This window comes from Pseudomonas sp. TE50-2 (assembly GCF_040813665.1).
Taxonomy (GTDB): Bacteria; Pseudomonadota; Gammaproteobacteria; order Pseudomonadales; family Pseudomonadaceae; genus Aquipseudomonas; species Aquipseudomonas soli.
Map to the genome: position 1 here is coordinate 3,999,352 of NZ_JBFNXN010000001.1, position 13,345 is coordinate 4,012,696.

14 protein-coding genes and 1 tRNA gene are annotated in these 13,345 nt (G+C 61.7%); 9 read left to right on the plus strand and 6 right to left on the minus strand.

Annotated elements, in window-relative coordinates; all coding sequences use genetic code 11:
* Together AAHK21_RS18330 and yaaA are read right to left on the minus strand one after the other, a co-directional pair.
* On the minus strand, nt 1-1,317 hold the full coding sequence (locus tag AAHK21_RS18330; RefSeq protein WP_046854238.1) for a nucleotide sugar dehydrogenase: 1,317 nt from the start codon (nt 1,315-1,317) through the stop codon (nt 1-3).
* Between the two features lie 790 nt (nt 1,318-2,107).
* Nucleotides 2,108-2,887 (minus strand): peroxide stress protein YaaA, encoded by a 780-nt coding sequence (gene yaaA / locus AAHK21_RS18335; RefSeq protein ID WP_367857974.1) that lies wholly within the window; start codon nt 2,885-2,887, stop codon nt 2,108-2,110.
* Between the two features lie 149 nt (nt 2,888-3,036).
* Here yaaA and AAHK21_RS18340 point away from each other — a divergent pair, with 149 nt between their 5' ends.
* Nucleotides 3,037-4,155, plus strand: a complete 1,119-nt coding sequence (locus AAHK21_RS18340) for a polysaccharide deacetylase family protein (protein WP_367857975.1) — start codon at nt 3,037-3,039, stop codon at nt 4,153-4,155.
* Between the two features lie 16 nt (nt 4,156-4,171).
* Here AAHK21_RS18340 and AAHK21_RS18345 read toward each other — a convergent pair whose 3' ends face one another.
* The gene (locus AAHK21_RS18345; protein ID WP_367857976.1) at nt 4,172-5,062 is read right to left on the minus strand and encodes a bestrophin family protein; all 891 of its coding nucleotides are present in this window, start codon (nt 5,060-5,062) and stop codon (nt 4,172-4,174) included.
* A 233-nt stretch (nt 5,063-5,295) separates the two neighbouring features.
* Here AAHK21_RS18345 and AAHK21_RS18350 point away from each other — a divergent pair, with 233 nt between their 5' ends.
* Nucleotides 5,296-5,592: a type II toxin-antitoxin system RelE/ParE family toxin gene (locus AAHK21_RS18350; protein WP_367857977.1), complete on the plus strand. Its 297-nt coding sequence runs from the start codon at nt 5,296-5,298 to the stop codon at nt 5,590-5,592.
* Nucleotides 5,589-5,885, plus strand: coding sequence for an addiction module antidote protein (locus AAHK21_RS18355; protein WP_367857978.1), 297 nt, complete (start codon nt 5,589-5,591; stop codon nt 5,883-5,885). The genes AAHK21_RS18350 and AAHK21_RS18355 overlap by 4 nt, the downstream gene beginning before the upstream one ends.
* A gap of 15 nt (nt 5,886-5,900) precedes the next feature.
* Here AAHK21_RS18355 and AAHK21_RS18360 read toward each other — a convergent pair whose 3' ends face one another.
* From AAHK21_RS18360 to AAHK21_RS18370, 3 genes are all read right to left on the minus strand, one after another.
* Nucleotides 5,901-6,380 carry an N-acetyltransferase family protein gene (locus AAHK21_RS18360; protein WP_367857979.1) on the minus strand — a complete coding sequence of 160 codons (480 nt, stop codon included), beginning with the start codon at nt 6,378-6,380 and terminating at the stop codon, nt 5,901-5,903.
* Between the two features lie 72 nt (nt 6,381-6,452).
* Nucleotides 6,453-6,911, minus strand: a complete 459-nt coding sequence (locus tag AAHK21_RS18365; RefSeq protein WP_367857980.1) for a hypothetical protein — start codon at nt 6,909-6,911, stop codon at nt 6,453-6,455.
* A gap of 114 nt (nt 6,912-7,025) precedes the next feature.
* Nucleotides 7,026-7,110: transfer RNA gene (locus AAHK21_RS18370), tRNA-Leu, on the minus strand.
* Nucleotides 7,111-7,219: 109 nt separating this feature from the next.
* Here AAHK21_RS18370 and queA point away from each other — a divergent pair.
* The 6 genes from queA (at nt 7,220) to AAHK21_RS18400 (ending at nt 13,293) form a co-directional block, all read left to right on the plus strand.
* Nucleotides 7,220-8,269 (plus strand): tRNA preQ1(34) S-adenosylmethionine ribosyltransferase-isomerase QueA, encoded by a 1,050-nt coding sequence (gene queA / locus AAHK21_RS18375; RefSeq protein WP_046854244.1) that lies wholly within the window; start codon nt 7,220-7,222, stop codon nt 8,267-8,269.
* Between the two features lie 14 nt (nt 8,270-8,283).
* The gene (tgt, locus tag AAHK21_RS18380) at nt 8,284-9,399 is read left to right on the plus strand and encodes a tRNA guanosine(34) transglycosylase Tgt (RefSeq protein WP_023629281.1); all 1,116 of its coding nucleotides are present in this window, start codon (nt 8,284-8,286) and stop codon (nt 9,397-9,399) included.
* Between the two features lie 42 nt (nt 9,400-9,441).
* Nucleotides 9,442-9,777: a preprotein translocase subunit YajC gene (yajC, locus tag AAHK21_RS18385; RefSeq protein ID WP_023629280.1), complete on the plus strand. Its 336-nt coding sequence runs from the start codon at nt 9,442-9,444 to the stop codon at nt 9,775-9,777.
* A 64-nt stretch (nt 9,778-9,841) separates the two neighbouring features.
* Nucleotides 9,842-11,704 carry a protein translocase subunit SecD gene (secD, locus tag AAHK21_RS18390; protein WP_367857981.1) on the plus strand — a complete coding sequence of 621 codons (1,863 nt, stop codon included), beginning with the start codon at nt 9,842-9,844 and terminating at the stop codon, nt 11,702-11,704.
* Between the two features lie 10 nt (nt 11,705-11,714).
* Entirely contained in the window at nt 11,715-12,623 is a 909-nt protein-coding gene (secF, locus tag AAHK21_RS18395; RefSeq protein ID WP_046854246.1) for a protein translocase subunit SecF, read from the plus strand.
* 121 nt (nt 12,624-12,744) lie between these two features.
* A complete protein-coding gene (locus tag AAHK21_RS18400) occupies nt 12,745-13,293 on the plus strand; it encodes a glycine zipper 2TM domain-containing protein (RefSeq protein WP_367857982.1) in 549 nt (182 codons plus the stop codon).
* Nucleotides 13,294-13,345 lie beyond the last annotated feature (52 nt).

Here is a 13,345-nt window from a genome sequence, read left to right on the forward strand (position 1 = left end):
TTACCAGCAGATGCCTTCGGTGCGGCTGGTGGTGCAGGTCGGCTTGCTCATGAAACCGACCAGGTCGATCACTTGCTTGCCGGCCGGCGCCTGTTGGGCCAGGGCGCGGAATTTCTCGTCACGGTTGCCCAGCACGATGATGTCGGCGTCGTTCACCACCTGCTCGAAGTTGGCATTGAGCAAGGAGGACACATGCGGAATCTTCGATTCGATGTATTCCTTGTTGGCGCCGTGCACCCGGGCGTACTCGACGTTCTGGTCGTAGATGTCCAGCTGGTAGCCCTTGCCGATCAGGCGCTCGGCCAGCTCCACCAGTGGGCTTTCGCGCAGGTCGTCGGTACCGGCCTTGAACGAAAGACCCAGCAAGGCGACCTTGCGCTTGTCGTGGCTCTCGATGATGTCGAAGGCGTTCTGCACCTGGGATTCGTTGCTGCGCATCAGCGAGTCGAGCAGCGGCGCCTTCACGTCCAGGCTCGAGGCGCGGTAGGTGAGGGCGCGCACGTCCTTGGGCAGGCACGAGCCACCGAAGGCGAAGCCGGGGCGCATGTAGTACTGCGACAGGTTGAGCACCTTGTCCTGGCAGACCACGTCCATCACGTCGCGGCCATCGACGCCGACCGCCTTGGCGATGTTGCCGATCTCGTTGGCGAAGGTGACCTTGGTCGCGTGCCACACGTTGCAGGTGTACTTGATCATCTCGGCCACTTCGATCGGCTTGCGGATCACCGGGGCATCGAGTTCTTCGTACAGGGCTTGCAGCACGTCGCCGCTGGCGCTGTCCAGTTCGCCGATGACGGTCATCGGTGGGTGGTCGTAGTCCTTGATCGCGGTGCTTTCGCGCAGGAACTCGGGGTTGACTGCCACGCCGAAATCGACACCGGCCTTCTTGCCCGAGCAGTCTTCGAGGATCGGGATCACCACGTTCTTGACGGTACCCGGCAACACGGTGCTGCGCACCACGATGGTGTGACGGCGGGTGGTGTCGCGCAGCACGTAGCCGATCTCGCGGCACACCGACTCGATGTATTCCAGGCCCAGGTCGCCGTTTTTCTTGCTCGGCGTGCCGACGCAGATCATCGACACGTCGCTGGCGCGGATGGCTTCGGCAAAGTCCGTGGTGCCGCGCAGACGGCCATTGGCGATGCCTTGCTGCAGCAACTCTTCCAGGCCCGGTTCGACGATGGGCGACTTGCCCTGGTTGATCAGGTCGATCTTGGTGCTGGACACGTCCACCCCAATCACGTCATGGCCTCGTGCCGACAGGCAACCGGCACAGACTGCACCCACATAACCCAAACCAAAGATGCTGATACGCATCGCATTCACCTCGTGTGTTTATCACGCCAGCCCTTCAGCGAAGAGCCGACCGGGTTGATTGACCAGCAGTTTTCGGGCGCACGGTTCCATGGCGAATTGACACTTCACCGAACGCAGGCATGAATAAATCCGGAGCGCAAAAAGTTATGCACTCAAAGTTGGCAGTCAAAGGCCAATATTTAAAAGGCGTGCCCTGAAATGCAGCCGTCTTTATTGCAAGTCGCTCTTCGCGAATTGCTGTGCTTGTTCTTTCAAGTGGATAAATCCTTTGAAATCAACCACTAGGACGAATTTTAGGGGCGCTTGTCTCCTGCATGGATTATGGCTTCAGGCACTTCCTGTACCGCCGTTGAAGTTTTCGGGCCGATTGTGAATGGCGGCCATTTGTCATCTGTAAGTCATTTCTCACGCTCAGCGCTTGAAACTCGTTACGGGTGCTATGAGCCATTGGGCGTAGCAGAAGTTCCTGGGGCGGTTCCGCCACGGTGAAAGATTTCTAAATATTTTTTCAGAGGGAAATACTTTCAATCTGATAGCACGGCGCAGTTTCGTCCCCGTATATAAAGGGCGAAAACGCAGCGGGATGGTTATATGCCAGCATGCGAAAATATTTTTCAAAAATCGTCAAAAAACTACGAACGGTCTTATGGCGTTTTGCGATAAGGATGTGACCGATGATTTATTGGCGCTGGAAATTTGGCTGATGGCGTTTTGCAGCGTGCCCCGTTGCAGGGCGGATGGGCTCATCGCGGGCTTGCCCCGCGATGAGCTGCAAAGCGGCGCTGAAAAATCAGCCCTCGGCGTGATCGCGCAGGAATACCAGGTGATCGGGTTTGGACTGCTCGGCGCTGTAGTAGTAGCCCTGCGCATCGAAGCGCTTGAGCTGCTCCGGGTCGTTGACCCGCTCCTGGATCACGAAGCGGCTCATCATCCCGCGGGCTTTCTTGGCATAGAAACTGATGATCTTGTACTGGCCGTTCTTCAGGTCCTTGAAGTCGACGTCGATCACCCGTGCCTTCAGGGCGCTTTTCTTCACCGCGCTGAAGTATTCGTTGCTGGCCAGGTTCAGCAGCACGTCGTCGTCCTGGTCGGCCAAGGCCTGGTTCAGCCACTCGCTGATGCGCGTGCCCCAGAAGGCGTACAGGTCCTTGCCGCGGGCGTTGGCCAGCTTTGTGCCCATTTCCAGGCGGTAGGGCTGCATCAGGTCCAGCGGGCGCAGCAGGCCGTACAGGCCCGAGAGCATGCGCAGGTGATCCTGGGCATAGCTGAAATCGTCCTCGCCCAGGCTTTCGGCATCGAGCCCGGTGTAGACGTCGCCCTTGAACGCCAGCAGCGCCTGCTTGGCGTTGGCCGGTGTGAAATCCGGGGTCCAACTACCGAAACGCGCGGCATTGAGGCCGGCGAGCTTGTCGGAGAGGTGCATCAGCTCGGCGATTTGCGCCGGCGACAGCTCGCGCAGTTGCACGATCAGCTCCTGGGAATCGTCCAGGTACTGGGGCAGGGTATGGCGTTGGGTCACCGGCGGGGTGTCGTAGTCGAGGGTCTTGGCGGGGGAAATCACCGTCAGCATCGGGTCGGCTCCTGGAATCGTCGGGCGAATTCTACGGGGCTGCCGGCGCAACGCCAAACTATGGCGACGATAGTCAGCGAACATCGCCACAGGCAACGCTCGGCTGTCGCGTTATAGTGCGCGCCATGCCTTCAAGGAGAATGCACATCGTGCGTATCGCGTTTGCCCTGTTCGCCGGGCTGCTGAGCCTGGGTGCCCAGGCGGCCCCGGCCGACTTCGTCAGTTTCGACCGTGAGCGCTGGCCGGAGCCGTTGAACAGCCCGGCGCTGTTCGACGTGGCGTCGCGGGCGGAGATCCTGTCGTTCGCCCGCGTGCTGCATGAAAGCGAGATGCTCGACGAGCCGGCGCTGAAGGCCCGGTTGGGCCTACGCCAGATCAACCTGACCGTGGTGCGGGCAGTGCGGGCGCGCTTGTGGCAGCGTCTGTGGACCAGCTATCAGCAGGCGCAGCGCAGTTGCGAACAGGACGCCTCATTCTGCTACCCGGTGGAATCCATGTCTGATTTGCGTACACAGGCCGCTGTGTTCGCCGAAGATGTCGGCTCGTTCTATGCTGAGTGGGTCGAGCCCAGTCATCAGTTCCATACCCGTTACCTGGATGAGCAACTGCGCAAGGCTGCGCTGTTTCCGCAGACCACCAGCGAGGTGGCCAAGCTCTCCGATCGTGAACGCAATGGCGAGGAACTCAATGACCGGATGTTCCTGCTGACCTTCGTCAGCGGCCCGGCCCCCCAGGGCGGTAGCACCGATGCGCTGGCTGACTACCTGCGCCGGCAGAAGCTCGACGGGATTTTCTTCGTGCTCGGCAATCGCCTGCAGCAACGGCGCGATGCCGGCCCGCTGGGCGAGCTGTACGCCGGCCAGTGCGTGGGTATCCAGGGCTGGGAATACCGCTCCCATGCCCAGTGGCAGGATTGGCAGGACTCGCTGCGGCGCAGCCAGGCGCGGGTGCAGGCCGACCTTGCCGGGCAGTATGTAGCGCTGTTCCGTCCGCCCTATGGCCAGCGCCGCGCCGATGGCGAAGCGTTCCTGGACAGCCAGCAACTGCGGGTTTCACTGTGGGACATCGACGCTCAGGATGACGGCCCGCTGAGCGCCGAGGCCTCGGCGCAGCGGGTGCTGACGCTGATGCTGTTGTGGCGCAAGGGGGTTATCCAGTTCCGTGACGGCTTGCCCAAGGCCCAGCCGGCGCTGGAGTGGTTGTTGCAGCACACGGCCCAGAGCGGGATCGGTTGGGAAGGGTGTCGGGAGTACGCACGGCTGGAGTAAGCAGGGGGCCGGGGGCTCAAGACACGCTGGCCGAACACTGTGCCTCACGCTGCATCGACTCCAGATTGCGCTCGATGGTCTCGCAGATCGTGTCCATCGGGATCTGATGCTCGCTGATGCGAAACGGGCTCTGCAGGTCCGTGCCGATCCGTTCGATCGCCAGCAGCATGAAACCGACAACCGTCGAAGCCAGCGGCGTGAACCAGCCCAGCGACTCCACCAGGCCCACCGGCACGATCAGGCAGAACAGCGTGATGAACAGCCGTGGGAAGTACACATAAGGGTAGGGCAGCGGCGTGTTGGCGATCCGCTCCATTCCGCCCTGGGCGTTGGACAGGTCCACCAGCGTCGACTCCAGGCGCGCCAGGCGGATGCTATCCAGCCGCCCGGCCTGGTATTCCTGGGCCAGCAGTGCCGCCGAACCGCTGAGGATGTCATTGGCGAAGTTGTTGGAGCGATTGCGCCGTTCGAACTCCCCGGGCGGTATGAAGGCCATCAGCTCGTCCGGGCATTTCTCGTTCTTGAGGTGGGCGGCCAGGCAGTTCACATAGGCGATATGCCGGCGCAGCAAGGTCGCCTTCACCGGGTTCGGCCCGTCAGCCGGGTCGTCGACCAGCGTCAGCACCTGTCGGGCGAAACTGCGTGAACTGTTCACCAACGCCCCCCACAACGTGCGCGCCTCCCACCAGCGGTTGTAGGCACTGCTGTTGCGAAAGCTCACCAGCACCACCAGCGCCGAGCCCAGCAGGGTGAGCGGGATCAGCGGCAGGCTGAACTTGCTGTTGAAGAACAGCATGAAGTCGATGGTGACCAGCACGTCCCAGATCAGCAGCCAGAACAACGACCAGCCGATGTAGCCGAAGGTCTTGACCACCAGGCGGTACTTGCGGGCGAGGAGGGCTTTCACGTTGCGGGAACCTCGAGGCGGGGGATGCAGGTTCCGACGCAGGATCGGGGAGCAAGGTTCCTGATTGGGGTATTGCAAGAATTTTCGGGGACATGGATGACGCGGACTTGGGAAGTCTCCCTGTATTGGATCTAGTGCCACTCCTGCATTGTCGAGGTTCGCAAGGTGCCCGACACGTGGTTGCCTTCAGTATTGATCGCTCGTATCTATTCGGATACAGTCTGGAGGGCTTGTTGATCTACGAAGTCGAACAAACGAAAAGCTTTGCCGTCTGGTTGGCCAATTTGCGCGATTTGCGTGCGCGAATCGCTATCGCTCGCAGGCTTGAGCGACTGTCACGGGGGAATCCTGGGGACTTCAAACCCGTTGGTGGCGGTATCAGTGAACTGCGCATTGATGTATCAGGTGGATACCGCGTCTATTTCACCAGCAGGCAGGGCAGGTTGATTTTGCTTCTGGTGGGTGGAGACAAGTCCTCTCAGGCCGGTGACATCCTCAAGGCAAAGGCACTGGCAAAGGAGCTGAAATGAACGAGAAACTCGTACCATTTGACATGGCTGATCTGTTGGATAGCGATGCTGCGATCAGTGAGTACCTGAGCCAAGTGCTCGCGGATGGTGACACTGACGAAATTCTTCGTGCGTTGGGTCATATTGCCAGGGCACGTGGTATGTCACAGGTCGCCAAGGAGACAGGCCTGGGTCGTGAGAGTCTTTACAAGGCGTTCGGTCCTGGAGCCAAACCGAGATTCGATACGGTACTCAAGGTTATTCGAGCATTGGGAATCGACTTGCAGGCTCAACCCCACGTCCTACCACGTTGAGTCGTGAGGCGACGGTCAGGCTGATGGCAGTTTCATCTGAACCAGAGCCACCCGGGATCCATCCGGCGCCCGCCGTTCCTCGATCCCGAACGGTACAAAACCCAGCTGTGGATAAAGCAGCAACCCTGCGGTGTTGTGATTGAAACACGACACCCAGACCTCCCGCGCGGCGAACTCTTCGCGGGCCAGGGCGATCATGCATTGCACCAGATAACGTGCCACGCCCTGACCCCGCGCAGCCGGCGCCACCACCACATTACCCAGCGCGCAGACGCCGCCGTGTTCGGCTTTGTAGAAATTGGCGAAGCCAACGATCACGCCATCGGCCTCGATCACTGTCGAACCGCAGCGCTGGGCAATGGCTTCGCTCAGTTGTATGGGGGTAAGCGGGTAGGTGGCTTTGGGGAACATGTAAAACAGTTCCTCGGCGTCATGGGCAAAGCGGCAAATTACCGGGACATCGGCCGGTGTCACCGGGCGGTGGCTCAAGGGCATGGTGGCGATCCATACTCGAATGGAGCTCCAGCATACGCCACGGCCTCACCATTGCACGCGCCCAGGGCGCGATTACCCGAGGCAGTAGAGCAGGGTGGAGCAGATGATCGTCTGATTGATCACCAGGCCAGTCGCAACCCAGGCGCCTGCCAGGGCAAGGGCGGCGAGTGGTGCTGCCCGCTTCGTCAAGCGCAGCGCCAGGCAGGCGCCGATCAGCGCCCCAGGCAAGCTGAACAGGTAGACGAACCAAGCCATGACGTCGCCTCTTCCGCCCGTGAAAAACCAGAGGTAGAAAAGCGCCAGGTAAAGTGCCATCGCCAATGCTGCACCGCCGATCACCGGTCTTGGCGCCCTGAGGATCAACAGAATGATCAGGATAGCGGCTTGCGGTCCCCAGATATCGACGACATTTCCCCAGAAGAACCTATCGAATGGCGAGATGCAGGTGGTCACCGCCATGCCGCCGAGCAAACCAGGCAGCACGGTCCAGAGGTTTGTTCGCGTTCCTGTGATCAATTGCGGTAATGACATGCCATGGACTTCCTGTCGTTATGGCGGTGAAGGTTGTTCGCCGATAGCGTGCATTTACTTCACCTGTTTTCAGACACAAAAAAACCGACCATAAGGTCGGTTTTTTCTGGATCTTGGTGCCCCGAGGGAGACTCGAACTCCCACTCCTTTCGAAAACGGATTTTGAATCCGCCGCGTCTACCAATTCCGCCATCAGGGCTTGTGGCGCCGCAGTATAGAGAGGTCGCCCAAGGCGGTCAATCGGCTTTCATGGTCAATTTTCACGCATTGGGCTAAACTTCCCGGCCCTGTCGAACCCGAACATCATCATGCGCGTCGCCGATTTTTCCTTCGAACTCCCCGATTCCCTGATCGCCCGCCATCCACTGGCCGAGCGTCATGGCAGCCGCCTGCTGGTGCTCGATGGCCCCAGCGGCGAGCTGGCCCACAAGCAGTTCACCGACCTGCTCGACTACCTGCGCCCCGGCGACCTGATGGTGTTCAACAACACCCGGGTGATCCCGGCGCGGCTGTTCGGCCAGAAAGCCTCCGGCGGCAAGCTGGAAGTGCTGGTCGAGCGCGTGCTCGACAGCCACCGCGTGCTGGCCCACGTGCGCGCCAGCAAGGCGCCTAAAGAAGGCGCGCAGATCCTCATCGACGGTGGCGGCGAGGCCGAGATGGTCGCCCGCCATGACACCTTGTTCGAGCTGCGTTTCAGCGAAGAGGTGCTGCCGCTGCTCGAGCGTGTCGGCCATATGCCGCTGCCGCCGTATATCGATCGCCCCGACGAGGGCGCCGACCGCGAGCGCTACCAAACCGTCTACGCTCAGCGCGCCGGCGCCGTGGCCGCGCCTACCGCCGGCCTGCACTTCGACGAGGCGCTGCTGGAAAAGATCGCCGCCAAGGGCGTCGAGCGCGCCTTCGTCACCCTGCACGTAGGGGCGGGCACCTTCCAGCCGGTGCGGGTCGACAAGATCGAAGACCACACCATGCATAAAGAGTGGCTCGAAGTGAGCCAGGATGTGGTCGATGCCGTGCAGGCCTGCCGCGCCCGTGGCGGGCGGGTGGTCGCCGTGGGCACCACCAGCGTGCGTTCGCTGGAGAGCGCGGCGCGCGATGGCGAGCTCAAGGCGTTCAGTGGCGACACCGACATCTTCATCTTCCCGGGCCGGCCGTTCCATGTGGTCGATTGCCTGGTCACCAACTTCCACCTGCCGGAGTCCACGCTGCTGATGCTGGTCTCGGCCTTCGCCGGTTACCCCGAGACCATGGCCGCCTATGCGGCGGCGGTCGCGAACGGTTACCGCTTCTTCAGTTACGGTGATGCCATGTTCATCACCCGCAATCCGGCGCCACGCGGCCCAGAGGATCAAGCATGAGTCGCACCTGTCGAATGTCGTTCGAACTGCTGGCCACCGACGGCAAGGCCCGTCGCGGCCGGCTGACCTTCCCCCGTGGCACGGTCGAGACCCCGGCCTTCATGCCGGTGGGCACCTATGGCACGGTCAAGGGCATGCTGCCGCGTGACATCGAGGCCATCGGCGCCGAGATCATCCTCGGCAACACCTTCCACCTGTGGCTGCGCCCAGGTACCGAAGTCATCAAGAAACACAACGGCCTGCACGATTTCATGCAATGGAAAGGCCCTATCCTCACTGATTCCGGTGGTTTCCAGGTGTTCAGCCTGGGCGCCATGCGCAAGATCAAGGAGGAAGGCGTGACCTTCGCATCGCCAGTGGACGGATCCAAGGTGTTCATGGGGCCGGAAGAGTCCATGCAGGTCCAGCGCGACCTGGGCTCGGACATCGTGATGATCTTCGACGAGTGCACGCCGTACCCGGCCGAGCACGACGTGGCGCGCACCTCGATGGAGCTGTCGCTGCGCTGGGCACAGCGCTCGAAGAACGCCCACGGCGACAACACCGCGGCGCTGTTCGGTATCGTCCAGGGCGGCATGTACCAGGACCTGCGCATGCGCTCGCTGGAAGCGCTGGTCAACATCGACTTCGACGGCCTGGCCATCGGCGGCCTGTCGGTGGGCGAACCCAAGCACGAGATGATCAAGGTGCTGGACTACCTGCCCGCGCAGATGCCGGCTGACAAACCTCGTTACCTTATGGGGGTAGGCAAGCCGGAAGATCTTGTAGAGGGTGTGCGCCGCGGCGTCGACATGTTCGACTGCGTGATGCCCACGCGCAACGCGCGCAACGGCCATCTGTTCGTCGATACCGGGGTGATCAAGATCCGCAACGCGTTCCATCGCCACGATGAATCGCCGCTGGATCCGACCTGTGATTGCTACACCTGCACCAACTTCTCCCGCGCCTACCTGCACCACCTGGACAAGTGCGGCGAAATGTTGAGCAGCATGCTGAATACCATCCACAACTTGCGCCATTACCAGCGCTTGATGGCCGGTTTACGCGAGGCTATTCAACAGGGTAAATTGGCCGCCTTTGTCGACGCCTTCTACGCCAAGCGCGGGCTTCCCGTTCCGCCTTTGGACTGACTGTTCGCAATCATTATTAGAAAATTCCATTAGGAGAGCCCAATGAGCTTCTTTATCCCCGCCGCCTACGCGGACGCAGCAGCCCCCGCCGCCGGCCCAGCCGGTACCGGCTTCGAGTGGATCTTCCTGGTCGGCTTCCTGGTCATCTTCTACCTGATGATCTGGCGCCCGCAGGCCAAGCGTGCCAAAGAGCAGAAGAACCTGCTGAGCAACTTGCAAAAAGGTGACGAAGTTGTCACCAACGGCGGCATCGCCGGCAAGATCGTCAAGGTTGCCGATGACTTCGTGGTCCTGGAAGTGTCCGACAACGTCGAGCTGAAGTTCCAGAAGGGCGCCATTGCCGCGACCCTGCCAAAAGGTACGCTCAAGGCTATCTGAGTTACCGGTTTCATTTTTCCAGTCGGGGCGCGCAAAGCGCCCCGCGTCTTGAACGGGCGGCGTGATGCTGAACAAATACCCTCTGTGGAAATACCTGCTGATCGTGGTGGTACTGGCGGTCGGCTTCATTTATTCCGCACCCAACCTCTATCCGGATGATCCGGCGGTGCAGATCAGCGGCGCCAGTTCCGCCCTGCATGTCAGCCAGGCCGACCTCGATCGCGTCACCAGGGCGCTGACCGATGCCGGCATCACCGTCAAAGGCGGCAGCCTGGGCGAGAAGGGCAGCGCGCTGGTGCGCCTGACCAACCAGGAAGACCAGTTGCCGGCCAAGGATGTGGCGCGCAAGGCCCTCGGTGACGACTATGTCGTGGCCCTGAACCTGGCCCAGACCACCCCGCAGTGGCTGCGCAACCTGGGTGCCAGCCCGATGAAGCTCGGCCTGGACCTGTCCGGTGGTGTGCACTTCCTGCTGGAAGTGGACATGGACAAGGCCATGACCGCGCGCATGAAAGTCTACGAAGGCGAGGTCAAGACCTTGCTGCGCAAAGAGCGCATCCGCTACCGCAGCCTGCCGCAGCAGGACGGCGGGATCATGCTGGGCTTCGCCGACGATGCCACCCGCGAACAGGCTCGCAGCCTGATCCGCAAGAATTTCAGTGATTTCGACCTGACCACCACCGAGCGCAACGAGCTCGCCGTGCTGCGCCTGGCACTGACCCAGGCCAAGGTCGCCGAGATCCGCGAATACTCCATCAAGCAGAACCTGACCACCGTTCGCAACCGTGTGAACGAGCTGGGCGTGGCCGAGCCGCTGGTGCAGCGCCAGGGCGCCAACCGCATCGTGGTCGAGCTGCCGGGCGTGCAGGACACTGCCGAAGCCAAGCGTATCCTCGGCAAGACCGCCAACCTGGAGTTCCGCTTCGGTGCCGAGCCGGGCGCTTCCAAGGCCACCACCGAGGTGTTCGAGTTCCGCGAAGGTGGCCGCTCCGCTCCGGTCGAGCGCGGCCTGATCATCACCGGTGACCAGGTTACCGACGCCCAGGCCAGCTTCGACGAGCACGGTCGCCCGCAGGTGAACATTCGCCTCGACGGCCATGGTGGCGAGCTGATGAGCCGCGCCACGCGCACCAACGTCGGGCGCAGCATGGCGGTGATCTTCATCGAGCAGAAGCCGATCACCCGCTACGAGAAGCAGACCGTCGATGGCGTCGAGAAGGACGTTGCCGTACAGAGCTTCAAGGAAGAGAAGAAGATCATCAGCCTGGCGACCATCCAGTCGCCGTTGGGCAGCCAGTTCCGCATCACCGGCCTGAACGGCCAGGGCGAATCGTCCGAGCTGGCCCTGCTGCTGCGTGCCGGTGGTCTGGCCGCGCCTATGTACTTCGCCGAAGAACGTACCATTGGCCCGAGCCTGGGTGCCGACAACATCACCAAGGGTATCGACGCGTCCCTGTGGGGCATGCTGTTCGTCTCGCTGTTCATCATCGCCATCTACCGTGGCTTCGGCGTGATCGCCACCGTGGCCCTGGCGGGCAACATGGTCCTGCTGCTGGCGCTGATGTCGCTGCTGGGGGCCACGCTGACCCTGCCGGGTATCGCCGGTATCGTGCTGACCATGGGTATGGCGGTGGACGCCAACGTGCTGATCTTCTCGCGTATCCGCGAGGAGCTCAAAGCCGGCATGTCGGTGCAGCGCGCCATCCACGAAGGCTTCAACCGTGCGTACACCGCGATTATCGACGCCAACCTGACCAGCCTGCTGGTCGGCGGCATCCTGTTCGCCATGGGTACCGGCCCGGTCAAAGGCTTCGCGGTCACCATGTCCCTCGGGATTTTCACCTCGATGTTCACCGCCGTCATGGTGACCCGTGCCATGGTCAACCTGACCTGCGGCGGGCGTGACATCAAGAAGCTGTGGGTTTGAGGGAGCTGCGATGAAAACCATCAACTTCATGGGCGTGCGCAATGTCGCGTTCGCCATTACCGTGCTCCTCACCGTGCTGGCGCTGTTCAGCTGGTGGCAGAAGGGCCTGAACTTCGGCCTGGACTTCACTGGCGGCACGCTGATCGAGCTGACCTACGAGCGCCCGGCGGATCTGAAGGCCGTGCGTGCCGAGCTGGTCGATTCCGGCTTCCACGAGGCCGTGGTGCAGAGCTTCGGCGCTACCACCGACCTGCTGGTGCGCATGCCGGGCGACGACCCGCAACTGGGCAACAAGGTGGCCGCGGCGCTGCAGAAGGCCGGTGGCGACAACCCGGCCACGGTCAAGCGTGTCGAGTTCGTCGGCCCGCAGGTCGGTGAAGAACTGCGCGACCAGGGCGGCATGGGCATGCTCCTGGCCCTGGGCGGCATCCTCATCTACCTGGCCTTCCGCTTCCAGTGGAAGTTCGCCGTCGGTGCGATCATCTCGCTGGTCCACGACGTGGTGGTGACCCTGGGTATCCTGTCGTTCTTCCAGATCACCTTCGACCTGACGGTGCTGGCGGCGGTGCTGGCGATCATCGGTTACTCGCTCAACGACACCATCGTCGTATTCGACCGGGTGCGCGAGAACTTCCGGGTGATGCGCAAGGCCTCGCTGATCGAGAACATCAACGTCTCGACCACCCAGACCCTGCTGCGCACCATCGCCACTTCGGTATCGACCCTGCTGGCCATCGCCGCGCTGCTGTTCTTCGGCGGCGACAACCTGTTCGGCTTCTCCCTGGCGCTGTTCATCGGTGTCATGGCGGGTACCTACTCGTCGATCTACATCGCCAACGTGGTGCTGATCTGGCTGAACCTGAGCAGCGAAGACCTGATCCCGCCGGTCAAGACCGAGGGTGTGGACGAGCGCCCGTAAGGCTTCGTCCTGCGCCGTCTGGCGTAAAGAAAGGCGCGAGTGTTGAACTCGCGCCTTTTTTTTTGCTCCAAGGCTGGGAGAAGGCGGGCCATATGCCCGCGGGTACGATCAGGAGGTTCACGTGAACAAATCAATGCTGGTGGGTGCGGTTCTGGGTGCTGTCGGTGTGACTGCCGGAGGTGCTGTGGCGACCTACAGCTTGGTGAACAAGGGGCCTGAGTACGCCCAGGTCACCGACGTGCAGCCGATCAAGCAGCAGGTGAAGACGCCGCGCGAGGTCTGCAAGGATGTCACCGTGACGCGCCAGGCGCCGGTCAAGGACCAGCACCAGATCGCCGGTACGGTGGTCGGTGCCATCGCCGGTGGTCTGCTGGGTAACCAGATTGGCGGCGGTACCGGCAAGAAGATTGCCACCGTGGCCGGTGCGGTCGGTGGTGGCTATGCCGGCAACAAGGTGCAGGAAGGCATGCAGGAGCGTGACACCTACACCACCACGCAAACCCGGTGCAACACGGTCAATGACATCAGTGACAAGGTCGTGGGCTACAACGTGACCTATTCCATTGGTGATCAGGTCGGCAAGGTGAAGATGGATCACGAGCCGGGCTCGACCATCCCGCTGGACAAGAACGGCAAGCTGGTCCTGACTCAGAATCAGCCGGGGCAGTGAAGCTGCTTCAGTGCCAAAACGAAAAAAGCACCTCGAGAGGTGCTTTTTTTGT

What these genes read in the sequence shown, in the direction of transcription:
- AAHK21_RS18330 (WP_046854238.1), bottom strand. Translation starts at nt 1,317, where the DNA reads ATGCGTATCAGCATCTTTGGTTTGGGTTATGTGGGTGCAGTCTGTGCC.
- yaaA (WP_367857974.1), bottom strand. Translation starts at nt 2,887, where the DNA reads ATGCTGACGGTGATTTCCCCCGCCAAGACCCTCGACTACGACACCCCG.
- AAHK21_RS18355 (WP_367857978.1), top strand. Translation starts at nt 5,589, where the DNA reads ATGAACGAGAAACTCGTACCATTTGACATGGCTGATCTGTTGGATAGC.
- AAHK21_RS18360 (WP_367857979.1), bottom strand. Translation starts at nt 6,380, where the DNA reads ATGCCCTTGAGCCACCGCCCGGTGACACCGGCCGATGTCCCGGTAATT.
- AAHK21_RS18365 (WP_367857980.1), bottom strand. Translation starts at nt 6,911, where the DNA reads ATGTCATTACCGCAATTGATCACAGGAACGCGAACAAACCTCTGGACC.
- queA (WP_046854244.1), top strand. Translation starts at nt 7,220, where the DNA reads ATGCGCGTCGCCGATTTTTCCTTCGAACTCCCCGATTCCCTGATCGCC.
- tgt (WP_023629281.1), top strand. Translation starts at nt 8,284, where the DNA reads ATGTCGTTCGAACTGCTGGCCACCGACGGCAAGGCCCGTCGCGGCCGG.
- yajC (WP_023629280.1), top strand. Translation starts at nt 9,442, where the DNA reads ATGAGCTTCTTTATCCCCGCCGCCTACGCGGACGCAGCAGCCCCCGCC.
- secD (WP_367857981.1), top strand. Translation starts at nt 9,842, where the DNA reads ATGCTGAACAAATACCCTCTGTGGAAATACCTGCTGATCGTGGTGGTA.
- secF (WP_046854246.1), top strand. Translation starts at nt 11,715, where the DNA reads ATGAAAACCATCAACTTCATGGGCGTGCGCAATGTCGCGTTCGCCATT.